This window comes from Kaistia adipata DSM 17808 (genome assembly GCF_000423225.1).
GTDB lineage: Bacteria > Pseudomonadota > Alphaproteobacteria > Rhizobiales > Kaistiaceae > Kaistia > Kaistia adipata.
This window is the reverse complement of record NZ_KE383991.1, coordinates 892,979-916,708: the sequence shown is the minus strand read 5'-3', so window position 1 is coordinate 916,708 and position 23,730 is coordinate 892,979. Positions and strand designations below refer to the sequence as shown.

Annotated in this window: 22 protein-coding genes and 1 tRNA gene; 5 read left to right on the top strand and 18 right to left on the bottom strand. The window is 67.1% G+C overall.

Features of this window, described 5'->3' with window-relative positions; all coding sequences use genetic code 11:
• The first annotated feature begins 28 nt into the window (after window positions 1-28).
• Window positions 29-319, top strand: coding sequence for an HdeA/HdeB family chaperone (locus G539_RS0117160; RefSeq protein ID WP_029076288.1), 291 nt, complete (start codon window positions 29-31; stop codon window positions 317-319).
• A 163-nt stretch (window positions 320-482) separates the two neighbouring features.
• Here G539_RS0117160 and G539_RS0117155 read toward each other — a convergent pair.
• Both G539_RS0117155 and G539_RS0117150 read right to left on the bottom strand, forming a co-directional pair.
• Window positions 483-558 (bottom strand) — tRNA-Ile (locus G539_RS0117155).
• A gap of 209 nt (window positions 559-767) precedes the next feature.
• A complete protein-coding gene (locus G539_RS0117150; RefSeq protein WP_029076287.1) occupies window positions 768-974 on the bottom strand; it encodes a hypothetical protein in 207 nt (68 codons plus the stop codon).
• On the opposite strand from G539_RS0117150, the gene G539_RS27150 reads away from it, so the two are divergent.
• Entirely contained in the window at window positions 975-1,268 is a 294-nt protein-coding gene (locus tag G539_RS27150) for a hypothetical protein (protein WP_156912016.1), read from the top strand.
• Between the two features lie 156 nt (window positions 1,269-1,424).
• Here the strand turns inward: G539_RS27150 and G539_RS0117145 are convergent, their stop codons facing one another.
• Window positions 1,425-2,171: an outer membrane protein gene (locus G539_RS0117145; RefSeq protein ID WP_029076286.1), complete on the bottom strand. Its 747-nt coding sequence runs from the start codon at window positions 2,169-2,171 to the stop codon at window positions 1,425-1,427.
• Between the two features lie 761 nt (window positions 2,172-2,932).
• Between G539_RS0117145 and G539_RS0117140 the strand changes: the two genes are divergently transcribed.
• Window positions 2,933-3,175 (top strand): hypothetical protein, encoded by a 243-nt coding sequence (locus G539_RS0117140; protein ID WP_156912015.1) that lies wholly within the window; start codon window positions 2,933-2,935, stop codon window positions 3,173-3,175.
• A 318-nt stretch (window positions 3,176-3,493) separates the two neighbouring features.
• On the opposite strand, the gene G539_RS0117130 is transcribed toward G539_RS0117140, so the two are convergent.
• The 12 genes from G539_RS0117130 to G539_RS25240 form a co-directional block, all read right to left on the bottom strand.
• Entirely contained in the window at window positions 3,494-5,230 is a 1,737-nt protein-coding gene (locus G539_RS0117130) for an ABC transporter substrate-binding protein (RefSeq protein WP_029076284.1), read from the bottom strand.
• Window positions 5,231-5,302: 72 nt separating this feature from the next.
• Window positions 5,303-5,584, bottom strand: coding sequence for a DUF2160 domain-containing protein (locus G539_RS0117125; protein ID WP_029076283.1), 282 nt, complete (start codon window positions 5,582-5,584; stop codon window positions 5,303-5,305).
• Window positions 5,584-6,360 (bottom strand): carbohydrate ABC transporter permease, encoded by a 777-nt coding sequence (locus G539_RS0117120; RefSeq protein ID WP_051231791.1) that lies wholly within the window; start codon window positions 6,358-6,360, stop codon window positions 5,584-5,586. The genes G539_RS0117125 and G539_RS0117120 overlap by 1 nt, the downstream gene beginning before the upstream one ends.
• Before the next feature lie 128 nt (window positions 6,361-6,488).
• A complete protein-coding gene (locus G539_RS0117115; protein WP_029076281.1) occupies window positions 6,489-7,358 on the bottom strand; it encodes a carbohydrate ABC transporter permease in 870 nt (289 codons plus the stop codon).
• A 2-nt stretch (window positions 7,359-7,360) separates the two neighbouring features.
• Window positions 7,361-8,452, bottom strand: coding sequence for an ABC transporter ATP-binding protein (locus G539_RS25245; RefSeq protein ID WP_035831508.1), 1,092 nt, complete (start codon window positions 8,450-8,452; stop codon window positions 7,361-7,363).
• 12 nt (window positions 8,453-8,464) lie between these two features.
• Window positions 8,465-9,550, bottom strand: coding sequence for an ABC transporter ATP-binding protein (locus tag G539_RS0117105; RefSeq protein WP_029076280.1), 1,086 nt, complete (start codon window positions 9,548-9,550; stop codon window positions 8,465-8,467).
• Window positions 9,551-9,579: 29 nt separating this feature from the next.
• A complete protein-coding gene (gene glpD / locus G539_RS0117100) occupies window positions 9,580-11,130 on the bottom strand; it encodes a glycerol-3-phosphate dehydrogenase (RefSeq protein WP_051231573.1) in 1,551 nt (516 codons plus the stop codon).
• Window positions 11,131-11,362: 232 nt separating this feature from the next.
• Window positions 11,363-12,145 carry a DeoR/GlpR family DNA-binding transcription regulator gene (locus G539_RS0117095; RefSeq protein ID WP_029076278.1) on the bottom strand — a complete coding sequence of 261 codons (783 nt, stop codon included), beginning with the start codon at window positions 12,143-12,145 and terminating at the stop codon, window positions 11,363-11,365.
• Between the two features lie 232 nt (window positions 12,146-12,377).
• Complete coding sequence (locus G539_RS0117090) at window positions 12,378-13,220, bottom strand: sugar phosphate isomerase/epimerase family protein (protein WP_029076277.1); 843 nt, start codon at window positions 13,218-13,220, stop codon at window positions 12,378-12,380.
• A 366-nt stretch (window positions 13,221-13,586) separates the two neighbouring features.
• On the bottom strand, window positions 13,587-14,828 hold the full coding sequence (locus tag G539_RS0117085) for an NAD(P)/FAD-dependent oxidoreductase (protein WP_029076276.1): 1,242 nt from the start codon (window positions 14,826-14,828) through the stop codon (window positions 13,587-13,589).
• A gap of 4 nt (window positions 14,829-14,832) precedes the next feature.
• On the bottom strand, window positions 14,833-15,162 hold the full coding sequence (locus G539_RS0117080; protein ID WP_029076275.1) for a MocE family 2Fe-2S type ferredoxin: 330 nt from the start codon (window positions 15,160-15,162) through the stop codon (window positions 14,833-14,835).
• Window positions 15,163-15,292: 130 nt separating this feature from the next.
• Window positions 15,293-16,387 carry a fatty acid desaturase family protein gene (locus G539_RS25240; RefSeq protein WP_035831505.1) on the bottom strand — a complete coding sequence of 365 codons (1,095 nt, stop codon included), beginning with the start codon at window positions 16,385-16,387 and terminating at the stop codon, window positions 15,293-15,295.
• A 177-nt stretch (window positions 16,388-16,564) separates the two neighbouring features.
• On the opposite strand from G539_RS25240, the gene G539_RS0117070 reads away from it, so the two are divergent.
• A complete protein-coding gene (locus G539_RS0117070; RefSeq protein ID WP_029076274.1) occupies window positions 16,565-17,599 on the top strand; it encodes a LacI family DNA-binding transcriptional regulator in 1,035 nt (344 codons plus the stop codon).
• A 136-nt stretch (window positions 17,600-17,735) separates the two neighbouring features.
• The gene (locus tag G539_RS0117065; RefSeq protein WP_169516663.1) at window positions 17,736-19,379 is read left to right on the top strand and encodes a serine hydrolase; all 1,644 of its coding nucleotides are present in this window, start codon (window positions 17,736-17,738) and stop codon (window positions 19,377-19,379) included.
• 70 nt (window positions 19,380-19,449) lie between these two features.
• Here the strand turns inward: G539_RS0117065 and iolB are convergent, their stop codons facing one another.
• The 3 genes from iolB to iolD all read right to left on the bottom strand — a co-directional run bounded on the left by iolB (window position 19,450) and on the right by iolD (window position 23,452).
• Window positions 19,450-20,247: a 5-deoxy-glucuronate isomerase gene (gene iolB / locus G539_RS0117060; RefSeq protein ID WP_029076272.1), complete on the bottom strand. Its 798-nt coding sequence runs from the start codon at window positions 20,245-20,247 to the stop codon at window positions 19,450-19,452.
• 106 nt (window positions 20,248-20,353) lie between these two features.
• The gene (gene iolE, locus G539_RS0117055; protein ID WP_029076271.1) at window positions 20,354-21,238 is read right to left on the bottom strand and encodes a myo-inosose-2 dehydratase; all 885 of its coding nucleotides are present in this window, start codon (window positions 21,236-21,238) and stop codon (window positions 20,354-20,356) included.
• A 366-nt stretch (window positions 21,239-21,604) separates the two neighbouring features.
• Window positions 21,605-23,452, bottom strand: a complete 1,848-nt coding sequence (iolD, locus tag G539_RS0117050) for a 3D-(3,5/4)-trihydroxycyclohexane-1,2-dione acylhydrolase (decyclizing) (RefSeq protein WP_029076270.1) — start codon at window positions 23,450-23,452, stop codon at window positions 21,605-21,607.
• Window positions 23,453-23,730 lie beyond the last annotated feature (278 nt).

The following is a 23,730-nucleotide window of genomic DNA, read 5'->3' as shown; positions in this document are numbered from 1 at the left end:
GGGGCTCCCAGGAAAGGGTGCTCTGATCATGACACGCTATCTTCTAAGTACATTTGCAGTTTTGTGTGTTGTATTGGCCGGCCCAGCAATGGCCAAGGAAGTCGACGTCTCGAAGCTGACCTGCAAGCAAGTCGAGGCGATGTCGCCCGCCAAGATTGTCGGCGTCGCCATGTGGATGAGCGGCTATATCCATGGCAAGGCTGGCAATACCATGGTGGACAGCGAGAAGGCCCACGCCAATGCCGAGAAGATCGCCGGCTATTGCAAGAGCAACGCCGACGCCACGCTGGCCAGCGCCGTAGAGGCCGTCTTCAAATAAGCACGGACAGGGCGGTCTTCGGGCCGCCCTGCTGCTCGACGCGTGAGGCCAAGGAGTCTGGGCCGAGGGCGGCGGATCGCGGATCCGGCTCGGCCCTTCGCCGCCTCCCGGTTCGAATGCCCAGGGAGACCCCGGAAGAAGTCGGTCAAGCCGTTGAGAAGATTGGTGGGCCCACCAGGACTCGAACCTGGAACCAGACCGTTATGAGCGGTCGGCTCTAACCATTGAGCTATAGGCCCGTCGCATGGCAGCCGGCCATGCCGTCCCCTCGTATAGACGATCGGCGGCGATCGGCAAGCACAGAAGCGTGGTCATCACCGGCGGTTGGGCCCGCTTGCCGGTTCGGTCGGGCGCGGCCTGGGCGGAGGCTGCGCCCGACCACGGGCGACGGATGCCTTGCGGCCAAGCCGTCGCCCGGATCCGGCGGACGAAGCCGGCAGCCGGAGCCTTACAGCTGGACGCCTTCGAAGCGGCCGAGCAGCGTCTGGCGGTCGTCGAGGGACTTCAGGCGGATCGTCAGCGTCTCGGTCTTGGCCGGCACCTGCGGCGGCAGGCTGACGGGGATGTCGGCGGCGTTTTCCATCGCCCACTGGCGGAAGCGGGGCAGCTTGTTCGAGCCGCTGATCGGGAGCGTGCAGGTATAGCGGAAGGTCATGTGCGTCTTTCCAAGGCAAGCGGCATCCAGACCGCGCGGCGCGCAAAATATGCGCAGCAAAACGCCCGGCCGGTCCGCCTTGATGTCGATGTTGAGATCGTGAGTTCGATTGTCCTGGCGCCGCGCTTGCCTTCGCAGGTCGCAGCACCAGGTCGTCAGCCTGTTTGCAGGCTGCCCTTGCAAATCTTGAAGCGCGCAAAGGAAATCGTGAGCATCCCCGTTATCTCGGCCAAATGGCCGGCATTGTCAAACGGGGGAAGCGCGCCGGCGCGTCGCAGGCGAGGCGCCGCCTGAGGGCGAGGCCCGGTCCGGCGGTCAAGACCGCCCGCGCCGGGGCCCCTCCTCAACCGAATCGGGCCGGGCGCCGCCGCCCGGCCGGCGTCCGGGACGCGCACCAAAAAAATGAGGGCGGCCCGTGGGCCGCCCTGCGATGGCAGTCTCTGGCTGCGATCAGAACTTGTAGTTCAGGCCGGCCTTGAGCGTGTGGAACTTCGTCTCGGATTCGAGGTTCACGTTGATGCCTTCGTCGTTGTAGTTGAACAGATCCTGGCTACCGAGATCGACATAGAGATATTCGGTCTTGAGCGTGATGTTCTTGGTGATGCCGTATTCGAAGCCGGCGCCGATCGTCCAGCCGTACTCGGTATCCGAGACGGAGGCGCCGAAGGGCGCGAACTCGGAGCTGCTGACGTCGATCGACGACTTGACGTCGCCATAGGCGAGACCGCCCGTGCCGTAGAGCAGCAAATTGTCGATCGCGTAGCCGAGGCGGCCGCGGACCGTGCCGAACCACTCGACTTCCGAGCCAGCTTCGGCGTTGATGAAGTCGCCACCGGAATTGACGTTGCCGGAGACCTTGCCCTCGTAGGACGAGGCGGCGATGTCGGCCTCGACGCCGATCACCCAGTTGGTGTTGAACTGCCAGTTGTAGCCGATCTGTGCGCCGCCGAAGCCGCCGCTGGCGTCCTGCTCAAGTTCACCGTTGAAGCCGAAATCATCGAAGAAGTTGGCGCTGAACGGATACTTGAAGTCGCCGGCGGCGACGCCGCCATGCACGCCGATATAGAAGCCGGTCCAGTTGAACACTTCCGGCGCGGCGACGGGCGCCGGTTCGTAGGTCAGGTCCGCGGCCTGGGCGGCGCCGATGCCGAGCGCGAGAACCGAAGCGGCGGTGATGCTGCGTACCAGAAACTTCATGTTGAGCCCCTTGAGCCATTCAGGCTGACGTTGCGTCCGCCTCGTCTATGTCTCGAGACTTAATCGATCGGCTGCCTTCTGGCTGTGGCGCGGTTGCATCAGGCTGCATTCAGGTGACGTAGCGTTTTCAATTGGTTCGCGAATGTCAATTCTGGACACCTTATCGATTCTGCAGAATCCTTCTGACTTATTTCGATTTTTTGGAATCCCGGTTGTCCATATGGCCCGTCAATTCGGCGTGTGACTTGATTGCAACAGGTTGCAAAATCGCGATTCCGTCGGTTCGACAGGGCTTGCCCTACGGCAATCCGATCCCTGTTGGCATGTATGCCCTATCGAATCGGCCCGGTTCGGTCGGAACGCTGCGTCAGGTCGGAGTGGAGAAATCGCCGCGCGCGTGTCTCGGTCGCGGCAGGGCCGTGATGGGTGCCCGCCGGTGATCTTGGCAGGCACCGGCGGGCCGCAACGTGCACTCGGCGTAGGTGTTTGCGAGTTCGTGTTGCGAGAGGAACGTGGTACGGGCTTGTCGTTACGTCAATAGGAAGAAGCGATGATGCGGGCCGCGCGGGAGGGTTGATCCGCGCCGCGACGCGAGAGGGCCGGCGCGGGATCGCCGGAGCCGCGGCGGCGAGGCGGCGGGATCGCCCGCGCGGGCGGCCGGCCCGCGCTTTTCGGACGGATTTGATCAGCCAGCCGATTGTCTTTGCTGGCCCGGCTCGCCATCTCATAAGGGCAGAAAGGAGCCCGTCATGAGCAATCAAATGGTCCAGCGCGTCGCCATGGCGATCTATGAGGCCGAGCGTGACGATCCGGCCCGCCCCGCGCCCGACGAGATGCGGGGCTGGCGAGCTTTCGAGCCACATGCCCGCGCGGCGATCGCAGCCATGCGACAACCGAGCGAGGAAATGATCTTCCGGGGCGGTCTCGTCGGCGATGCGCCTCTGGACGGGAAGAAGCCGGGACGGGTCTTTTCAGCCATGATCGATGCGGCGTTGCAGGGCTGAGCCCCGGACGCCAGCCAGGACCGCAAGAACGCGTCGGCGCCCAGCGTGGCGCTGGTCGCGCGGGTCGCGATGCCGGCTTGGGAAGCGGTGCCCCGAAGGGCACCGCCGATGGCTAGCCGCGGCCGCCGCCGCCGGCCGGGGATGACACGGCGACGATCTTCTGCAGCTGCGTGGCCTTGGCGAGGCTCGGCCTTTCATAGGTCCTGCGCATGGTTTCTCCTCCCATGGTTGCGTTTTTTAGAGTGCCAGCATGGCGTTTCGCCGGCAAAAGGCCGGGCCGCTCGCGCGGTCCGGCCCGATGACGGAGAGGAGGCGAGGCTAGTTCGGCTTGGCGTCGGCCCAGCTCTTCACCAGCTCGTCGTAATTGACGGTGATCGGCTTTTCCTTCTCGTTCTCGATCTTCAGCTGCGGCGCGAGATTGCCCTTCTTGACCGCGTCGGCGTTCCAGTAGGCAAGGTCATGCTCCTCGGCGAGCTTCGGCCCGATGTCGCCCTGGACACCGGCCCGCTCGAGACGCTGCAGCACCTTCTCCTGCTCGGCGCAGAGCGAGTCCATCGCTTCCTGCGCCGTCTTGGCGCCGGAGGAGGCGTCACCGATCGCCTGCCACCAGAGCTGCGCCAGCTTCGGATAGTCCGGGATGTTCGTGCCGGTCGGCGACCACTGCACGCGGGCCGGCGAACGGTAGAACTCGATCAGGCCGCCGAGCTTCGGCGCGCGTTCGGTGAAGCTCGGATGGCGGATCGAGCTTTCGCGGATCAGCGTCAGGCCGACATGGCTCTTCTTGACGTCGACCGTCTTGGAGGTGACGAACTGGGCATAGAGCCAGGCCGCCTTGGCGCGGTCCTCCGGCGTCGACTTCAGGATCGTCCAGGAACCCACGTCCTGGTAGCCGAGCTTCATCCCGTCCTTCCAGTAGACGCCGTGCGGCGACGGGGCGAAGCGCCATTTCGGCGTGCCGTCCTCGTTGACGACGGGCAGGCCCGGCTTCACGAAGTCGGCGGTAAAGGCCGTGTAGGTAAAGATCTGCTGGGCGACCTCGCCCTGGCCGGGGACCGGGCCGGATTCGGAGAAGGTCATGCCCTGGGCGGCGGCCGGCGCGTAGGCCTTCAGCCACTCGAGGTATTTCTCGATCGAATAGACCGAGGCCGGGCCGTTGGTATCGCCGCCGCGCGCGACGCAGGAACCGACGGGGCGCGAGTTCTCGTCGACCTTGATGCCCCATTCGTCGACCGGCTTGCCGTTCGGAATGCCCCGGTCGCCGTTGCCGGCCATGGAGAGCCAGGCGTCGGTGAAGCGCCAGCCGAGCGACGGGTCCTTCTTGCCGTAGTCCATGTGGCCATAGACCTTCTTCCCGTCGATCTCGCGGCCGGTGAAGAATTCGGCGATGTCCTCATAGGCCGACCAGTTGACGGGAACGCCGAGGTCGTAGCCGTACTTGGCCTTGAAGTCCTCCTTGTTCTTCGGATCGTTGAACCAGTCGTAGCGGAACCAGTAGACGTTGGCGAACTGCTGGTCGGGCAGCTGGTAGAGCTTGCCGTCCGGGGCGGTGGTGAAGGACGTGCCGATGAAGTCGGCGAGGTCGAGGTTCGGATTGGTGACGGCCTTGCCCTCGTTCGCCATCCAGTCGGTCAGGCTGCGCGCCTGCTGATAGCGCCAATGCGTGCCGATCAGGTCGCTGTCGTTGACATAGGCGTCGTAGATGTTCTCGCCCGACTGCATCTGCGTCTGCAGCTTCTCGATCACGTCGCCTTCGCCGATCAGGTCGTGCGTGATCTTGATGCCGGTGATGTCGGAGAACGCCTTGGCGAGCGTCTTCGATTCATATTCGTGCGTGGTGATCGTCTCCGAGACGACCTTGATGTCCATGCCGGCGAAGGGCTTGGCGGCATCGATGAACCACTGCATCTCGGCTTCCTGCTCGGCGCGCGACAGCGACGACAGGTCGCCGATCTCGGCGTCGAGGAACTTCTTCGCGGCGTCCATGTCCGCGAAGGCAGGCGAGGCGAATGTCATGACGACCACGGTCGCCGTGGATGCTAAGAGACTGCGTCGCATGTGGAATCCTCCCAAGGGTTTTCTAGCGACACGGCGCGGCCATCTACGAAATGGCCGCGCCATCCTTCCTTCTCACACCCAGCGGAACACCAGGACCGCATAGACGAGAGAGAGACCGAGCGCCCACCACAGGTTCGGGCCGACCAGCCCGAGCCAGGCGAGGCAGATGAAGGCGCTGCCGAGCAGCGAAACGAACAGCCGGTCGCCGCGCGTCGTCTCGAAGCGCAGGATGCCGACACGGGGCGCGCCGCCGGGGCGGGCATATTCCCAGACGCCCATGCCGACGAGGATCAGGAAGATCGTCGCGAAGAAGATCGCGGTCGGCGCCGTCCAGGCCATCCAGGCGAAGTTCATCAGACCCTCCCCAGGGCGAAGCCCTTGGCGATGTAGTTGCGGACGAACCAGATCACGAGCGCGCCGGGGATGATGGTGAGCACGCCGGCCGCCGCCAGCACGCCCCAGTCGAGCCCGGAGGCCGAGACGGTGCGGGTCATGATCGCCGCGATCGGTTTGGCCGCCGTCGTCGTCAGCGTGCGGGCGAGCAGCAGCTCGACCCAGGAGAACATGAAGCAGAAGAAGGCGGTGACGCCGATGCCTGACGCGATCAGCGGCATGAAGATCTTCACGAAGAAGCGCGGGAAGGAATAGCCGTCGATATAGGCGGTCTCGTCGATCTCGCGCGGCACGCCGGACATGAAGCCTTCCAGGATCCACACCGCCAGCGGCACGTTGAACAGGCAGTGCGCCAGCGCCACGGCGATGTGGGTGTCGATCAGCCCGAAGGCCGAATAGAGCTGGAAGAAGGGCAGGGCGAACACGGCCGGCGGCGCCATGCGGTTGGTCAGCAGCCAGAAGAACAGGTGCTTGTCGCCGAGGAAGCGGTAGCGCGAGAAGGCGTAGGCCGCCGGCAGCGCCACGGCGATCGAGATCACCGTGTTCATCACCACATAGGTGATCGAGTTGATGTAGCCGCCATACCAGGACGGGTCGGTGAAGATGACGCGGTAGTTGCGCAGCGTCGGATCGTTCGGCCAGAGCGAGAACGTGTTGGTGATCTCGACATTGGTCTTGAAGCTCATGTTGACGAGCCAGTAGATCGGCAGCAGCAGGAAGATCAGGTAGAGCGTCATCACCAGCCAGCCGAGATGGCGCGGCCGGCGCAGCTTCGGCGGGGCGACGAAGCCGCGCGCCTTGGCGCTGGCGGCCGTGGGCGTGCCGGGCTGGCGGCCCGTGTCGATGCTCTTGGTCGCGCCGGTGCTCACTGTCCACCCCGCTCGAAGTTCGTCATGACGGTGTAGAAGATCCACGAGAACAGCAGCACGACCAGGAAGTAGACGATCGACATCGCGGCCGCCGGGCCGAGGTCGAACTGGCCGACCGCCATCTTGACCAGGTCGATCGACAGGAAGGTGGTCGAGTTGCCGGGGCCGCCGCCGGTGACGACGAAGGGCTCGGTGTAGATCATGAAGCTGTCCATGAAGCGCAGCAGCACGGCGATCAGCAGTACGCGGTTCATCTTCGGCAGCTGGATGTAGCGGAAGACGGCCCAGCGCGACGCGCCGTCGATGCGGGCGGCCTGGTAATAGGCCTCGGGGATCGAGACGAGGCCGGCATAGCAGAGCAGCGCCACCAGGCTGGTCCAGTGCCAGACATCCATCAGGATGATGGTGAACCAGGCGTCGAGCGGGTCGCGGACATAATTGTAGTCGATGCCGATCGCTTCCAGCGTGTGGCCGAGCAGGCCGATGTCGACGCGGCCGAACACCTGCCAGATCGTGCCGACGACGTTCCACGGAATGAGCAGCGGCAGCGCCATCAGCACCAGACAGATCGAGACGCCGATGCCCTTTCTCGGCATCGAGAGCGCGACGACGATGCCGAGCGGGATCTGGATGGCGAGGATGATGGCAGAGAAAATCAGGTTGCGCGCTAAGGCCTCGTGGAAGCGTTGGGAATGCAGGATCTCCTCGAACCAGGCCGTTCCGGCCCAGAAGAACTCGTTGTTGCCGAAGGTGTCCTGGACCGAATAGTTCACTACCGTCATCAGCGGGATGACCGCCGAGAAGGCGACCAGCAGCAGCACCGGCAGGACGAGGAACCAGGCCTTCTGGTTGGTGGGTCTGTCCATGCTCAGGCTCCCCGGACCGGCGTGCCGTCGACGAGGTGGCCGTCGACATAGACGTTCAGATGCGCGGGATCAAACACGGCGCCGACGTCGTCGGCGGGGAACTCGGTTCCCTCCGGCGCGACCGCGGCGATCTCGCGCTGGCCGAGCGCCAGGCGGGCGATCTTGTAGCTGCCGACATCCTCGACCTTGCGGATCGTCACCGGCAGGCCCTGGCCGCGGGCGACCCGCACGAATTCCGGCCGGATGCCGAGCTCGACTTTGCGGTCGGGCGTCGACTTGCCATAGGCGCGCGGCAGGCGGATCTCCCGGCCGTCGACGGTCGCGACCGTGCCGTCGACCTCGGCGGCGAGCACGTTCATGCCGGGCGAGCCGATGAAATAGCCGACAAAGGTGTGCGCCGGCCGCTCGAACAGTTCCGCCGGCGTGCCCATCTGCACCACCTCGCCGTCGAACATCACCACCACCTTGTCGGCGAAGGTCAGCGCCTCGGTCTGGTCATGCGTGACATAGACCATGGTGTAGCCGGACTTCTTGTGCAGCTGCTTCAACTGCGAGCGGAGCTGCCATTTGAGCAGCGGGTCGATGACGGTCAGCGGCTCGTCGAACAGGATGGCGGCGACATCGGAGCGGACGAGGCCGCGGCCGAGCGAGATCTTCTGCTTCGCGTCGGCGGTCAGCCCGCGGGCTCGCTTCCGGAGCACGTCCGTCATTTCCAGCATGGCGGCGATCTCGCGCACCCGCGCATCGACGGCCGGCGCCGGAACGCGGCGGTTTCTGAGCGGGAAGGCGAGATTGTCGTAGACCGTCATCGTGTCGTAGATGACCGGGAACTGGAACACCTGCGCGATGTTGCGCGCCTCGGTCGGCATGGCCGTGACGTCGACGCCGTCGAACAGCACCTGGCCCTGGCTCGGCGTGATCAGGCCGGAAATGATGTTCAAGAGCGTGGTCTTGCCGCAGCCGGACGGCCCCAGCAGCGCATAGGCGCCGCCATCTTCCCAGGTGTGGTTGAGCGGCTTCAGCGCATAGGCGCGCGGCTCCCTCGGGTTCGGTCCGTAGGCGTGGGCGAGATTGCGAAGATCGATCCTGGCCATCTCATCCTCCCTTCAGGCGGCGGCCGCCGGTGGCGTCACGACGGCGCGGCCGCTGTCGGCGGAAAACACGAAGAAGCGTTCCGGATCGAGCCGGACCTCGACGCGGGCGCCGATCTCGATCGGCTTGATGCCGTGCATCAGTCCGACCCAGCGGCCATCCGGCGCGTCGAGATGGACGAAGCTTTCCGACCCGGTGATCTCGGTGATCGCGACCGTCGCCGGCACGGCGATGGTGTCGCCCGCGCCCGGCTCGAGATGCAGGTCGTGCGGACGGAAGCCGAAGAGGTAGGCGCCGTCGCCGAGGCGGGCGAGGCGGCCGGTCGCCGGCAGCGTGGCGCCGTCGGCGAGCGCGATGGCGCCGCCCGATTTCGTCGCGCGCAGCGTGTTCATCGGCGGGTCGGAGAAGGTGGTCGCGGTGATCAGATCGGCCGGGCGGCGATAGACCTCGGTCGTCGGTCCGAACTGGGTGACACGGCCCTTGGAGAGCGTCGCCGTGTTGCCGCCGAGAAGCAGCGCCTCGGTCGGCTCGGTGGTGGCGTAGACGAAGATGGCGCCGGTCTCGGCGAAGAGGCGCGGCAGCTCGGCGCGCAGTTCCTCGCGCAGCTTGTAGTCGAGATTGGCGAGCGGCTCGTCGAGCAGGACGAGATCGGCACGCTTGACCACGGCGCGGGCGAGCGCGGTGCGCTGCTGCTGGCCGCCGGAAAGCTCCAGCGGCGTGCGTTCCAGCATCGGCGTCAGCCGCATCAGCTCCGCCGCCTGGCGCACGCGCCGGTCGATCTCGGCGTGGTTTACGCCGGCGACGCGGAGCGGCGAGGCGATGTTCTCGTAGACGGTCAGCGTCGGGTAGTTGATGAACTGCTGGTAGACCATGGCGATGTTGCGCTTCTGGACCGGCACGCCGGTCACCTTGGCGCCGTTCATGAACACATCGCCGCTGGTCGGCGTGTCGAGCCCGGCCATCAGCCGCATCAGCGTCGTCTTGCCGGAGAGCGTCGGGCCCAGCAGCACGTTGAGCGAGCCGCTTTCGAGGACGAGCGAGACGTCCTCGATATGCGTTGCCGCTCCGACCTTCTTGGTCACTTGCCTCAGTTCGAGCATGGCTCCTCCCGTGCCCGATACGGCGCTCTCTATTGGGCCGCTGTCGGTAGTCTCTCCTGCATGGCATTGCGCATGAAGTCGTCGAGCGCGGCGATCTCCGTCGCCGTCATCCGAAGACCGAGCTTGGTGCGCCGCCAGACGATGTCGGCGGCGCTCCGCGCCCATTCCTGGTCGATGAGATAGTGAACTTCCGCTTCCGTGAGCCCGGCGCCGAACGCATGGCCGAGATCGGCCTCCGTCCTGGCCGGGCCGAGGATGTGCCGGGCGCGCGTGCCGTAATGGCGGGCGAGCCGCTGGACGAGGGCGCGATCGAGCGCGGGATAGTCGGCGGCGAGGCCGGCGACGAGCGCGTCGAAACCCTGGACGGGGAAATCGCCGCCGGGCAGCGGCGCCTTCATCGTCCAGGCGTCGCCGCGCTTGCCGAGCACGGTCTCGACATGCTGCATCACATGCTCGGCCAGCCGCCGCGAGGTGGTGATCTTGCCGCCGAACACGTTGATGATCTTCGGCGCGCTGGCGGCGCCGTCGACCTTCAGCACATATTCGCGCGTCGCCTCCTGGGCGCTGGTGGCGCCGTCGTCATAGAGCGGGCGGACGCCGGAATAGCTCCAGACGATGTCCTCGCGCCGCACCGGCTTCTTGAAATACTCGCTCGCCGCCGCGCAGAGATAATCCGTCTCCTCCGACGAGATCGCGATGTCCTTCAGCTCGCCCTGGTAGTCGCGGTCGGTGGTGCCGATGAGGGTGAAATCATCCTCGTAGGGAATGGCGAAGATGATGCGGCCGTCGGCGTTCTGGAAGATGTAGCAGCGGTCGTGGTCGAACATCCTCGGCACGACGATGTGGCTGCCCTGGACCAGGCGCACATGATGGCCGGCATCGGCGCCGGGCAGCTCTCGCAGCACGCGGTCGGCCCAGGGGCCGGCGGCGTTGATCAGCAGGCGCGCCTCGACCTGCCGCGTCTCGCCGCTCACCGTGTCGGCGAGGGTGATCCGCCAGTGGTCGCCGATCCGCTCCGCCTTCACGACGCGGGTGCGGGTCAGGATTTCGGCGCCGCGGTCGAGCGCGTCGCGGGCGTTCAGCACGACCAGGCGGGCGTCGTCGACCCAGCAGTCGGAATATTCGAAGCCGAGCCGGAAATCGCCCTTGAGCGGCGCGCCGGTGGCGTCCTTCGTCAGGTCAAGCGCCTTCGTCGCCGGCAGCAGCTTGCGGCCGCCGAGATGGTCGTAGAGGAACAGGCCGAGGCGCAGCAGCCAGGCCGGGCGCAGGCCCTTGTGGTGCGGTAGCACGAAGCGCAGCGGCCAGATGATGTGCGGCGCGTTCGACCACAGCACCTCGCGCTCCATCAGCGCCTCGCGCACCAGGCGGAACTCGTAATGCTCGAGATAGCGCAGCCCGCCATGCACCAGCTTGGTCGAGCGGGAGGAGGTGCCGCTGGCGAGATCGTCCATCTCGGCGAGGCCGACCGAATAGCCGCGGCCGATCGCGTCGCGCGCGATCCCGCAGCCATTCACGCCTCCGCCGATGATGAAGATGTCGAACATGGTCACGACGCGGCGCTCTCCTGTGCGGCGCAGCATAAATGGTTCATTCCGAAACTCGAAACCGAGAATAAACGAAGCTGAACGCGCGTCAAGCGAAAGTGGGCGGCGGCGCCGGGCGCGCGCCCGGCCATCATCCAGGCCGTTGCAATGTCAGCGATATCGCGCGATCGGCATGGCGGCGCGCGCCACCGTCCGGTGGCGCGGGGCGGGCGGCGACGGCAGGGCAGGGTTCGGGGCGGGCGCGTGCGCCGCAGCGAGGATGGGGTGGTCAGTCGCCCTGGCGCGCCATCTGCGGCTGCGCCTCGACCAGCTCGACGTCGTTTTCGGCGCAGATGGCGCGGATCCGCTCGCTCGGGCAATGGTCGGTGACGAAGGTGCGGATCTGCTTCAGGCTGCCGATGCGGACGGGGGCGGTGCGGTCGAACTTGGTCGAGTCCGAGGCGAGGATGACGTGGCGGGCATTGGCGATGATCGCCTGCGCCACCTTCACCTCGCGGAAGTCGTAGTCGAGCAGCGAGCCGTCCTCGTCGATCGCCGAGGTGCCGACGATGGCGTAGTCAACCTTGAACTGGCGGATGAAGTCGATCGCCGCCTCGCCGACGATGCCGCCATCGGAGCTGCGCACGACGCCGCCGACGATCACCACCTCGATCTGCGGATAGGGCCGCATGATGTGGGCGACGTTGATGTTGTTGGTGATCACCATCAGGCCCTGATGCTGCAGCAGCGCCTGCGCCACCGCCTCGGTGGTGGTGCCGATGTTGATGAACAGCGACGCCTCGTTCGGCACGATCGCCGCCACCGCCTGGCCGATCGCCGCCTTTTCGCGCGCGGCGATCTGCGAGCGCGCCTCGTAGCCGACATTCTCGACGCCGGAGGCGAGGATGGCGCCGCCATGCGTGCGGGCCATCAGCTTGCGGTCGCAGAGATCGTTCAGGTCCTTGCGGATCGTCTGCGGCGTCACGCCGAACTGGGCGGCGAGCTCATCGACCAGAACGCGGCCGCGCTGCTTGGCGATCTCGAGGATGGCGGTCTGTCGCGTCGGAGGCATCGGGGTCGGCTTTCGGATGGTTCGGTCGAAGCGCGAAACGAAACTAGCACACATTCTCGATGCCGCGCCCGTTTCTCCGGGCTGGCCTCGATCGGGAAACGCAATCCCGGAGTTCGCGCCGGCAGTCGTCTCGCGCCACGACGATCGCGACCGCTGCCGGCACGTGGACTTGCGGCGGAATCGTCGTGGCGCCGAGAGCGACACCATCCGCGCCGGCTGAGCCCCGCCCGGTTCAGCGCCGGGCCGGGTTCTTTTCCCAGAGCTCGCGGACGAGGTCCTTCAGCATCAGCGCCTCCTGCCAGCGATCGGACTGGTCGAAGCCGTCCGGGCCGCTGATCGCATAGGGCTTCGGGCCGAGCTCGCAGGTGAAGGAGAGCGTGGCGTTCGCGCCGGCGCGGTGGCGCCAGCTTTCGAACAGATAGCCCCACCAGCCGAGGAACTGGTCGAGATAGGGCTTGTTGTGCGGGAACGAGATCTCGACCTGCACCTGCTCGGGGCTGGCGACGCGGCCATGCGCCGCCCAGGAGCGGTCGAGGATCTGCCGGATCTGGTCGTCCATCTCCTTCGGCACCGGCGGCTCGGGAAATTCGCGCCCGACCATGAAATGCGAGAGATCGGCGAGCAGCTTCAGTTCCGGCATGGCGTCGAGAATATCGAGCGTCACCAGGAGGTCGTTGGTGATGCGGCCGCGATGCGTCTCGACATAGACCGGCACGTCCGACTCCTCGGCCATGCGGTTCCAGCCCTCGAGGATGCGCAGGCTCTCGGCGAGCGCGCGCGGGCGGACGTCCGGCTGGATGGTCAGGTGGTGGATGCCATAGTGGTTGGCGAGCTCCAGCGCCGGCTTCAGTTCCTCGACCGTCGTCGGGAAGCACTGGCCCTCGATCTCGATGCCGTTGGCGCCGGCGGCATCGGCCAGCGGCTTGGCGAGCTCCTTGGTGAAGAACAGGTTCGTCACGCCGTCGAAGCCGGCGGCGGCGGCTTCCGCCACCATGTCGGGCAGCGCGGCATCGGCGGTGCGCCCCTTCAGGCGCTGCATACCCCAGAGCGATTGAAAGACGAGCAGACGTTGCATGGGCTGTTCCTTGAGATGGTGCGCCGGTTTTAGCGCCGGCCGCGCCGGCGGTCGATGGGGGATGACAGGGCCGCGCTCCATGGCGCGTCGGATGGCTTCTCGCTCTGGGCGGATGTCGGTGCCGATTCCTGCTTTCGCAGGAAGGACGGCGGAAGGGGGGCCTTGGCGTCTTTTCGCGGGACGCCGGCCGTCACTCCAAGCTCGCCGTCATCCCGGCCCCCGAGCCGGGATCCATTCAGCCGTAGCATCGGGAGGCTTCGGAGGCCTACCCGGACGTCGGGGCTTCGGCTCTATGGATTCCTGCTTTCGCAGGAATGACGGCTTTGGAAGTCCGATAGCGGCGGCACCCTTCGACGTGGATCAAGATCACCCCGCCAGCAACCCCTTCAGCTTTACGGCCGGGTCGGCGAGCGCCGCGCGGTCGGGGTGGGCGCGTTTGGCGATCAGCATTTCGCCGAGGCGGACGTCCCGGGCGATCCTGCCGTTGGGGCCGACCGCGCTCGCCGCGACCAGCCGGCCGTCCTCCGCCAGGTGGAAGTCGAGCCGCGCGCCGTCGCCGAGGTCGCGCGTGATCGTCTCGGCGCCTTCGTCCGGCAGGCCGGCGATCTGCAGCGTGATGTCGTACTGGTCCGACCAGAACCACGGCACGGCGGCATAGGGCTCGCGCGCGCCGAGCATGCCGCGCGCCGCCGCGCTGCCCTGGTCCTGCGCGTTGCGCCAGGCTTCGAGCCGCAGGCGTCGGCCGTCATAGAGCGCGTGCGGAAACGAGCAGCAGTCGCCGGCGGCGAAGATGTCGGGATCGGTCGTGGCGAGGTGGGCGTCGACGGCGACGCCATTGTCGAGCGCGAGGCCGGCGCGCGCCGCGAGATCCGTCTCGGGCAGGGCGCCGATGCCGGCGACGATCGCGTCGCAGGCAATCCGCTCGCCGTTCGAGAGAACGAGGGTGCGGCCGCCTTCGGCGGTCTCGATCCGGTCGATGCCGGTTCCGGTCCGCAGCGTGACGCCCTCGGCCGCATGCCGCGCGGCGACGATCGCGGCGAGATCGGCCGGCACGGCGCGCGCGAGCAGGCGCGGCGCCAGCTCGATCACGGTCACCTCGGCACCGCGGGCGCGTGCCGCCGCGGCCAGCTCCAGGCCGATGAAGCCGCCGCCGAGGATGGCGAGGCGGAGGCCGGGGCGCAGCCGTGATCGCAACGCGCGGGCCTCGTCGAAGGTCCTGAGCGTCAGCACGGCGTCGCGCGCGAGGCCGTCGACCGAGACCTGTCGCGCCCGGGCGCCGGTCGCGAGCAGCAGGCGGTCATAGGCGAGCTCCTCGCCGCCGGAGAGCGCGATCCGGTGCGCGCCGCGATCGATCGAAAGCACGCGGGTATCCGTGCGCAGCGTGATGCCGTGCTCGGCGCGGCGCTCCGGCGACAGGATCGTCGCCGCCTGCGGCTCGGCGTCGTCGGTGAGCGCCGTCTTGGAGAGGGGCGGTCGCTCATAGGGTGCGTGCGGCTCGTCGCCGATGATCGTCACCGCGCCGGTGAAGCCCTCTTCGCGCAGCGCCGTCGCGGCGCGCGCGCCGGCCTCGCCGGCGCCGATGACGATGAAGCTGTCCCGCGTGGCCATGGCCTCAGGCCAGACCGATCAGGATCTTGCCGCCGTCGATCCGGACCGGATAGGTCTTCAGATTGACGCAGACCGGCGCGCCCTTCGCTTGGCCGGTGCGATAGTCGAAGCGGCCATTGTGCTTCGGGCATTCGATGATGTGATCCATGACGAGGCCGTCGGCGAGGTGGATCTGCTCATGCGTGCAGAGCCCGTCCGTCGCGAAATACTCGTCGTCCGGCGAGCGGTAGATGGCATAGGTCTGGCCGCCATGGTCGAAGCGGATGACATCTTCCGCGTCGACGTCGTCGGCGTCGCAGGCCTCGATCCATTGCGTGGCGGTCGTGGTGGTCATGGTTTCCTCGCTCTGCGTTCTTCTTGGGTCGGATCGCGCAACGCTGCGCATGGCGGAGGCGTCGTGCGCCTCGGCCTGTTGGATGCGGCTGCCGGCATTTCGTTTCCGTGCCAGCGCGCGAGGGCGTTCCTCACTCGGCCGGGGCGGCCTGGACGAACTGCGTGCCGTGGTTGTACGGCACCGCCTTGTCCGGGTTCGGCAGCTGCCGCTGGACGAAATAGGTGGGCTCGCGGACCTGGCGCAGCAGCGTCGGGATGATTTCGGCATAGGCTTCCCAGAGGCCGTCATAGGGCGTGGGGCAGTCCGCCTTGATCGCCGCATGCAGCTTCGGCAGCGCGTGATAGGGCACCATCGGGAACATGTGGTGCTCCACGTGGTAGTTCATGTTCATGTAGAGGAAGCGATACAGCGGGTTCATGTAGACCGTGCGGCTGTTGAGCCGGTGGTCGAGCACGTCCTCGTCGAGGCCGGCATGCTGCGTCAGGCCGAAGATGACGACAAAGGGCGCGCCGTAGAGCGTCGGCAGGCCGATGAACATCGCCGGCAGGATCGAGCCGATGGCGACGCACCAGAGGGCGACGGCGGCGAAGATGGCGAGATAGGCGCGGGCGATCCAGTAGACCTTGTTGCGCTCCATCTCCGGAATGTAGGTCTTTTCCTCCTCGGTCAGCCGGCCCGCCGCGTGGATGAAGAGCTTCTTCATCGTGAGGTAGCTGCTCTTCAGCGCGAACAGGTTCAGCAGGATGCCGAGGATGTCGGGCGGCCGCGGCGCGGCGATCTCGGGATCGCGGCCGACGATGATCGTGTCGGTGTGGTGGCGGGTGTGGCTCCAGCGCCAGACGGTTGGCTCGCGCAGGATCATGAAGCAGGCGATCTGGTAGACGAAATCGTTCATCCAGCGCGTCTTGAAGGCGGTGCCGTGGCCGCATTCATGCCAGCGCGAATCCGAGGCCGAGCCGTAGAGGATGCCGTAGACGGCGAAGAAGGGGACGGCCCACCAGCTGCCCCAAAAGTAGTAACCGCCGAGGCCGGACAGGAAGAGGGCCGCGAACCAGATCGCCGTGTCGCGCAGCGCCGGGCCGTCGGAGCGCTTCATCAGCTCCTTCAGCTCCTTGCGCGGGATCGGGCACTGGTACCATTGCGCCGCCGCCAGGCCGTTCTCCTCGGCGAGCCGCGTGTCGCGTCCGATCAGCGAATAGTCGCGCGGGGTGAACCCGACCGTCATGTGTTCCTCCGGAGCCGGTGCGCCTCGGCCATCCGGGCAGGAAGGCGGCGCTTTTCATGTTTGGAGCGAGTCTAGTCTGGCCCCGTTCCCGGCTCAATCGAGGCATGATAGAATCTATCGAGCTAACTCAACGATGCTGCGGGCGCTGATGATAGTTTCTATCATGGAGGATAGGGCATGGATGGCGTGAACCGGCCGACGATCCGCGACCTCGCGGCGGCGGCGAAGGTCGGTGTCGCCACGGTCGACCGCGTGCTCAACCAGCGCGCCCCGGTCCGGCGCGAGACGGCCGAGCGCGTGCTCGCCGCGGCCGAGGCGATCGGCTATCACGGCACCGGCCTGTTGAAGCGGCGGCTCGAGGAGACGGCGGTTCCGAAGACGTTCGGCTTCCTGCTGCAGCGCCGCGCCGATGCGTTCTACCAGGAGATGGCGGCGGCGCTCGCCGGCGCCACCCGGGCCGTCAAGGCCGTGCGCGGGCGGCCGGTCGTCGAGTTCGTCGAGGACATCTCGGCCGCCACCGTCGCGGACAAGCTGCTGGCGCTCGGCGCCCGCGTCGATGCGCTGGCGGTGGTCGCGGCCGACCATCCGAAGGTGACGGAGGCGGTCGAGACGCTGCGGGCGCGCGGCGTCGGCGTGCTGACGCTGCTGTCCGAGCTCTCGGCGCCGTCGATCGGTCATGTCGGCATCGAGCACCGCAAGGCGGGCCGCACCGCTGCCTGGGCGATTGCGCGACTGGCGAAGCGGCCGGGCAGCGTCGGCATCTTCGTCGGCAGCCACCGCTATGTCGGGCACGAACTCTCCGAAATGAGCTTTCGCGCCTATTTCCGCGAGCATGCGCCGGAATTCCGGCTGCTCGAGCCGCTCGCCAATCTCGAGGATCCGCATCTTGCGCATGAGGGCACGCTGGAGCTTCTGAAGCGCAATCCGGACCTCGTCGGCATCTATGTCGCCGGCGGCGGCATGGCCGGGCTGGTCTCGGCGCTGCGCGAGGCCGACCCCGATCGCCGCGTTATCGCCGTCTGCAACGAACTGGTGCCGGAGACCCGCGCCGCGCTGGTCGACGGCGTCGTCGACGCGGTCATCTCGACGCCGGTTGTGGCGCTCGCCGAACAGGCCGTCGCGATCATGACGCGCGCCGTCACGCCGGCGGCGGGCGAGGGCGAGGCACGCGTTCTGCTGCCCTTCCACCTCTACGTGGCCGAGAACGTCTGACGCACCGTGTCGTATCGGTGGCCAGCCGATGCAAGATCCCCCAGACTTGCCATGCTGGCGCTACGTCAAGCCGGCGCATAACATCCGGTTGAAACGCCGCGCCGGACATCGGCGCCTGTGCAAGGGGAGGGGCGGCATGAAGATGGAAAGGACGGTCTTGGCGGTGTCGCGAGGCGATGGCGCCGCCAGCTTTCACGGCCCCCTCGTTCGTGCGCTGTTCGTCGGCTGCGTCGCCATCGCCGCGACCTCGCCGGTCGATGCGGAGACCGCGCCCGCTCCCCTGGCGATCCCGCTCGAGCTCGGCGCCATCCCGCCCAAGGACATGATCGCGCTGGCGCCCGACGGCATCGAGAAGGGGATTGCCGCGCTTCCCGCGATCGTCGGGGACACGATGAAGCGCAGTGGCGTCCCCGGCATGGCGGTCGCCGTCGTGCATGGCGGCAAGACGGTGTTTGCGCAGGGCTTCGGCGTGCGGGAACTCGGCAAGGACGCCCTTGTCGATCCGCAGACCGTGTTCCAGATCGCTTCGCTGTCCAAGCCGATCGCCGGAACCGTCGCCGCCATAGCGGTCACGCGCGGCACGGTCAGCTGGGACGACAAGGTGGCGCGCTTCCTGCCCTCCTTTGCGCTCGCCGAGCCCTATCTCACCGCGAATGCCACGATCGGCGATTTCTATGCGCATCGTTCGGGCCTGCCGCTCGCGGCCGGCGATGACCTGGAGGATCTCGGCTTCGACCGCAAGACCATCCTGGAGCGGCTGCGCCTGCTGCCGCTCGATCGGTTCCGCATTTCGTATCACTATACCAATTTCGGCATCACCCTCGGCGCCGAGGCGGTTGCCGCCGCCTCCGGCCTGGCATGGGAAGATCTCGCCGCCACGGCGCTGTTCGTGCCGCTGGGGATGGCGTCCACCAGTTCGCGGCATGCGGATTTCCTCGGTCGCAAGAACCGCACCGTGCTCCACGCGCTCGAGAACGGGCGCTTTCAGCCGCTCTATGACCGAAATGCCGATGCCCAGTCTCCGGCCGGCGGTGTCTCGTCGAATGTGGTCGACCTCGCCGAATGGCTGAAGCTCCTGCTCTCCGGCGGAGAGTTCCGCGGCGCGCGGATCAGCCCCGAAGCCCTGGCGCCAATGCTGCGCGCCCAGGCCTTCAGCGCGCCGGCGCCGGCGCCGGACGCCCGATCGGGCTTCTACGGCTATGGCTTCAACGTCGGCGTCGATGCCGATGGGCGGCCGAGGATGAGCCATTCCGGGGCCTTCGTGTTGGGGGGAGCCACCAACATGCAGATGATCCCCTCGGCCGGTGTCGCCATCGTCGTGCTGACCAATGCCGGCCCGGTCGGGGCCGCGGAGACCGTCGCCACCCAGTTCATGGATTTCGCCCAGTATGGCGCCTCGACGCGCGACTGGTTCAAGCTGTATCACCCGCTGCTGCTGAATTATTACGAGCCGGCCGGCGATCTCGTCGACGCCAAGCCCCCGACCGACCCCATCCCCGCCAGCGCGCCCACCGCCTATGTGGGCACGTATCGCAATGACTATTTCGGCCCGGCAAGCATCGATCTCGACGGACAGGATCTTTACTTCTCGGCCGGGCCGAAGGCCGCCAGATTGAAGCTCTCCCACCGGACGGACGACGAATTCTCCGTTGCCCCGCGGGGCGAGAACCAGCCCTTTGGTTCGCTGTCCTCCGTCAAGTTCACGGTGAAGGACGGCAAGGCAGTATCCTTCACCGTCGGCTATCTCGACGGCAACGGCATGGGGACGTGGCGCCGATGACGGGATGGCGGCCGGCCGTTGGGCCGTTCCACCGCTGGGGCGACGAGCCGGTGACGGCAAGGCGCATGCCTCAGCGCTTCAGCAGCCACTCATGCTCGGGATCGTTGTGGAACTTCCAGGTCCGCTTCGGCCCGGCCATGACGTTGAGGTAATAGAGGTCGTAGCCGTGCGATGTGGCGCAGGGGTGGTAGCCCCTTGGCACCAGGGTCACCACGCCGTCCTCGATCAGCATGGTCTCGTCGAGCGAGCGGTCGTCGGTATAGACGCGCTGGAAGGCGAAGCCCTGCGGCGGGTTGAGGCGGTGGTAATAGGTCTCCTCGAGCTGCGATTCCGCCGGCAGGTTGTCGGTGTCGTGCTTGTGTGGCGGATAGCTCGAAGTGTGGCCGCCGGGCGTGATCACCTCGACCACCAGCAGCGAATCCGCCGGGTCGCCCTCGGGCAGGATGTTGGTGACGTGGCGCTGATTGGTGCCGGTGCCGCGCGTTTCCTGGCTGACATGGTCCGGCCCGATCAGGCGGGGCGGCAGGCCGCCGCCGGAGGACGGCGCCGAACAGACGGCGAGCGTCACCTCGGTCGTCGCCGTGACGCTCCAGTCGTGGTCGGCCGGCAGGTAGACGGAATAGGGCTTGCCCTCGAACGGCGACATGCGCTCGCCGATCACGTCGAAATCGACTTCCTCGCCGCGGACGCGGGCCTTGCCGGAGACGAGCACCAGGCAGACCTCGCGATCACCCGTATTGCCCTCGGCCGCCTGGCCCGGCTTCAGATGGTGGAGATCGAAGCCGACATGGGTCCAGCCGGCGGATTGCGGCGTGACGTGGATGACGCGGCCATGCCCCGCATCCGGCTTGACGAGAAGATCTGCCATCAAGGTCTCCCAACTGCAGGCCGCGCCTGCCTTGCGTTTTCTTCACCTCTCCCTGTGGGAGAGGTGGGGGCGCCGAGCCCTGACCGTTCGGGCGCGGTAGCCTTCCTCAGCGCTTCAGCCCGGCTTCGTCGATGAAGCGGTTGAGATTGTCGAAGCCCATCTTCACATAGCGCGCCGGCGGCGCCTTGACCGGGTCCTGCTCCGCCTCGATGACGATCCAGCCGGAATAATCCGGGATCTCGCGGAAGACCGAGACATAGTCGATCGCGCCGTCGCCCGGCACCGTGTAGACGCCGGCCAGCACGCTTTCGAGGAACGACCAGTCGCCGGCCTCCGCCTGCTTCGCCACGTCGGGGCGCACGTCCTTGGTGTGCACATGCACGATGCGGTCGCGATGTTTCCGCGCCAGTCGGGCCGGGTCGCCGCCGGCCCAGGTGATGTGGCCGGTGTCGAGCAGGAGGCTCACGGCCGCGCCGGTGGTCGCCATCATGCGGTCGACCTCGTCCTCGGTCTGGATCACCGTGCCCATATGGTGGTGATAGGCGAGTTCCAGCCCCTCGCGGTCGAGGTAGTCGGCGAAGCGCGTCAGGCCGCTGGCGAAACGGCCCCATTCGACCTCGTCCATCACCGGCCGCTTCGACAAGGGCATGCCCTCGGTGCCGTGCACGGTGCGGGTGCATTCGGCGACGATGAACACCTTCGATCCGAACGCCTTCAAGAGGTCGATATGGGCGCGCGCCGCCTTGAACTCGTGCTCGGCGTCGCGCTCGAGCAGGAAGGTCGAATACCAGCCGGCGACGAGATCGAGCCCGTGCGCGTCGAGGATCGGGCGCAGGCTCTCGGCGTCGCGCGGGAACTTGTGGCCGAGCTCCATGCCCTCGATGCCGATCGCCTTCGCTTCCGACAGGCATTGCTCGAGCGGGATGTCGCCGCCGATCTCCTGCTTATCGTCATTGGACCAGCAGATCGGATTGGCGCCGATGCGGATCATGAATGGTTCCTCGTTATGTGACTGGATTGGCCTGTTCTTGGTTGGTCTCGCTCGCCGTCATCCCGGGCAAGCGAAGCGCGACCCGGGATCCATTCAGCCGTCGGCGGCAGGTGGCGGGATGGATCCCGGCTTTCGCCGGGATGACGGTAGAGGGTGTTTGTTCGTTGTTCCTGCAACATCGGCGCATGGTCTCGGTTCATCCCGCAAGGCTGCCACTTCACCTCTCCCTGAGGGAGAGGTCGGAGCGAAGCTCCGGGCGAGGGTTTACGGCCTCACCGGAGGGTTCCCTAAACCCTCACCCGCCAGCCTTCGGCTGTCGACCTCTCCCTCAGGGAGAGGTGAAGGAGGCCTGCCGCCTCGCCATCCTCAATCCAGCACTCGCTGTGCCTGGATCGCCTTCTCGTATGCCTTGCGCGCGGCGTTGACCTGCGGCCGTGGGCTCACCTCCGGCACGGCGACGTCCCACCAGTGGCCGCCGGCTTCCGTGGTGACGAGCGGGTCGGTGTCGATGACGAGGACCGTCGTGCGGTCGTTCTTCACGGCGGCCGCGAGGCCAGCCTCGAGCTCGGCGATCGAGGCCACCTTGGTCGCGATCGCGCCGAGGCTCGCCGCGTGGGCGGCGAAGTCGATCGCCGGCAGCACGGCGTGCTTGGCGTCCTTGAGCAGATTGTTGAAGTTGGCGCCACCGGTCGCCATCTGCAGCCGGTTGATGCAGCCATAGCCGGCATTGTCGAGCACGACGATGGTGAGGCGGAGCCCGAGCATCACCGAGGTGACGATCTCCGAATTCATCATCAGATAGGAGCCGTCGCCGACCATGACGACGACTTCCTCTGCCGGCTTCGCCATCTTGACGCCGACGCCGCCGGCGATCTCGTACCCCATGGTCGAATAGCCATATTCGAGATGGTAGGAGCCGGGGGCGCCCGCCTGCCAGAGCTTGTGCAACTCGCCCGGCAGGCCGCCGGCGGCGCAGACCACTGTGGCGTGTTCGCCAAGCGCGCGCTGCACGGCGCCGATCACCTGTCCGTCCGAGGGCAGGGCGGCGTTGGTGGCTGCTGTCGCCTTGTCGGCGGCGGTGAACCAGGCCTTTCGGCCGTCCTCGGCCTTCTTCAGCCAGGCCGCCGGCGCGGCATGAGCGCCGAGTTCGAGCGCGATTTCCTTTAGCCCGGCGAGCGCATCGGCAACGAGCGGCAGGGCGCGGTGCTTGGTGGCGTCGAAGACCTGCGTGTTGAGGCCGATGATGGTCTTGCGGTCGTTCTGGAACAGCGCCCACGAGCCGGTGGTGAAGTCCTGCAGCCGCGTGCCGACGGCGAGGATCACGTCGGCCTCCTCGGCGAGCTGGTTGGCGGCCGAGGTACCGGTGACGCCAATCGAGCCCATGTTGAGCGGGTGGCTGGCGGGGAGGGACGACTTGCCGGCCTGCGTCTCGGCGACGGGGATGCGGTGCGCCTCGGCAAGCGCGCGCAGCGTCTCGGTCGCGCCGGAATAGAGCACGCCGCCGCCGGCGATGATCAGCGGCTTCTTGGCGTCGGACAGCGCGGCAAGCGCGACCTTCAGCTCGTCCTCGGACGGGCGGACGCGGCGCGGTGTCCAGATCGTCTCGTCGAAGAAGGCCTCCGGATAGTCATAGGCCTCGGCCTGCACGTCCTGGCAGAGCGACAGCGTCACCGGGCCGCAATCGGCCGGGTCGGTCAGCACCGCCATCGCGCGCTGCAGCGCAGGGATGATCTGCTCGGGGCGGGTGATGCGGTCGAAATAGCGCGAGACAGGCCGGAACACGTCATTGGCCGAGACCGTGCCGTCGCCAAAATCCTCGACCTGCTGCAGGACGGGATCGGGCCGCCGGTTGGCGAAGACGTCGCCGGGCAGGAACAGCACCGGCAGTCGGTTCACATGCGCCAGCGCGCAGGCCGTCACCATGTTGGTGGCGCCGGGGCCGATCGAGCTGGTCACCGCCATCATGCGGCGGCGGAAGCTCGCCTTGGCATAGGCGACTGCCGCGTGGCCCATGCCCTGCTCGTTATGGGCGCGGAAGGTCGGCAGCTCGTCGCGGTGCTGGTAGAGCGCCTCGCCGATTCCGGCGACGTTGCCATGGCCGAAGATCGCCCATACGCCGCCGAAGATCGGCACGGTCTGGCCGCCGACGATCGTCTTTTGACTGGCCAGGAAACGCGCCAGCGCCTGCGCCATGGTGAGACGGATGGTGGTCATCGCGGCGTTCCCTCGGTCATTGTCTCGCTCCCCCTTCCTCGGCCATGGGCCGGGAAGCCTCCCTGTTCGCGCCCCCGATGTGGGAGGCTAACCCTTCATCCCTCCCAGGAGGAGGGGGCTTGTGCTTCACCTTTCCCGTGGGGAGAGGTGATCCTCCGTCCATGCAGCCGCCGGCGGCAGGCGGATGGATGGATCCCGGCTTTCGCCGGGATGACGGCGGAGGGTGTGGCTCCGTGGTTTCTTTCTTCACCTCTCCCTGAGGGAGAGGTCGGACCGAA

Coding starts and splice junctions, on each gene's coding strand:
- G539_RS0117145 (WP_029076286.1), bottom strand. CDS start 2,171: ATGAAGTTTCTGGTACGCAGCATCACCGCCGCTTCGGTTCTCGCGCTC.
- G539_RS0117080 (WP_029076275.1), bottom strand. CDS start 15,162: ATGACCACCACGACCGCCACGCAATGGATCGAGGCCTGCGACGCCGAC.
- G539_RS0117070 (WP_029076274.1), top strand. CDS start 16,565: ATGGATGGCGTGAACCGGCCGACGATCCGCGACCTCGCGGCGGCGGCG.
- G539_RS0117140 (WP_156912015.1), top strand. CDS start 2,933: ATGGTCCAGCGCGTCGCCATGGCGATCTATGAGGCCGAGCGTGACGAT.
- G539_RS0117125 (WP_029076283.1), bottom strand. CDS start 5,584: ATGAACTTCGCCTGGATGGCCTGGACGGCGCCGACCGCGATCTTCTTC.
- G539_RS0117095 (WP_029076278.1), bottom strand. CDS start 12,145: ATGCCTCCGACGCGACAGACCGCCATCCTCGAGATCGCCAAGCAGCGC.
- G539_RS0117120 (WP_051231791.1), bottom strand. CDS start 6,360: ATGACGCTCTACCTGATCTTCCTGCTGCTGCCGATCTACTGGCTCGTC.
- glpD (WP_051231573.1), bottom strand. CDS start 11,130: ATGCTGCGCCGCACAGGAGAGCGCCGCGTCGTGACCATGTTCGACATC.
- G539_RS0117105 (WP_029076280.1), bottom strand. CDS start 9,550: ATGCTCGAACTGAGGCAAGTGACCAAGAAGGTCGGAGCGGCAACGCAT.
- iolB (WP_029076272.1), bottom strand. CDS start 20,247: ATGGCAGATCTTCTCGTCAAGCCGGATGCGGGGCATGGCCGCGTCATC.
- G539_RS0117090 (WP_029076277.1), bottom strand. CDS start 13,220: ATGCAACGTCTGCTCGTCTTTCAATCGCTCTGGGGTATGCAGCGCCTG.
- G539_RS25245 (WP_035831508.1), bottom strand. CDS start 8,452: ATGGCCAGGATCGATCTTCGCAATCTCGCCCACGCCTACGGACCGAAC.
- iolD (WP_029076270.1), bottom strand. CDS start 23,452: ATGACCACCATCCGTCTCACCATGGCGCAGGCGCTGGCGCGTTTCCTG.
- G539_RS25240 (WP_035831505.1), bottom strand. CDS start 16,387: ATGACGGTCGGGTTCACCCCGCGCGACTATTCGCTGATCGGACGCGAC.
- G539_RS0117160 (WP_029076288.1), top strand. CDS start 29: ATGACACGCTATCTTCTAAGTACATTTGCAGTTTTGTGTGTTGTATTG.
- G539_RS0117130 (WP_029076284.1), bottom strand. CDS start 5,230: ATGCGACGCAGTCTCTTAGCATCCACGGCGACCGTGGTCGTCATGACA.
- G539_RS0117150 (WP_029076287.1), bottom strand. CDS start 974: ATGACCTTCCGCTATACCTGCACGCTCCCGATCAGCGGCTCGAACAAG.
- G539_RS0117085 (WP_029076276.1), bottom strand. CDS start 14,828: ATGGCCACGCGGGACAGCTTCATCGTCATCGGCGCCGGCGAGGCCGGC.
- G539_RS0117065 (WP_169516663.1), top strand. CDS start 17,736: ATGAAGATGGAAAGGACGGTCTTGGCGGTGTCGCGAGGCGATGGCGCC.
- G539_RS0117115 (WP_029076281.1), bottom strand. CDS start 7,358: ATGGACAGACCCACCAACCAGAAGGCCTGGTTCCTCGTCCTGCCGGTG.
- iolE (WP_029076271.1), bottom strand. CDS start 21,238: ATGATCCGCATCGGCGCCAATCCGATCTGCTGGTCCAATGACGATAAG.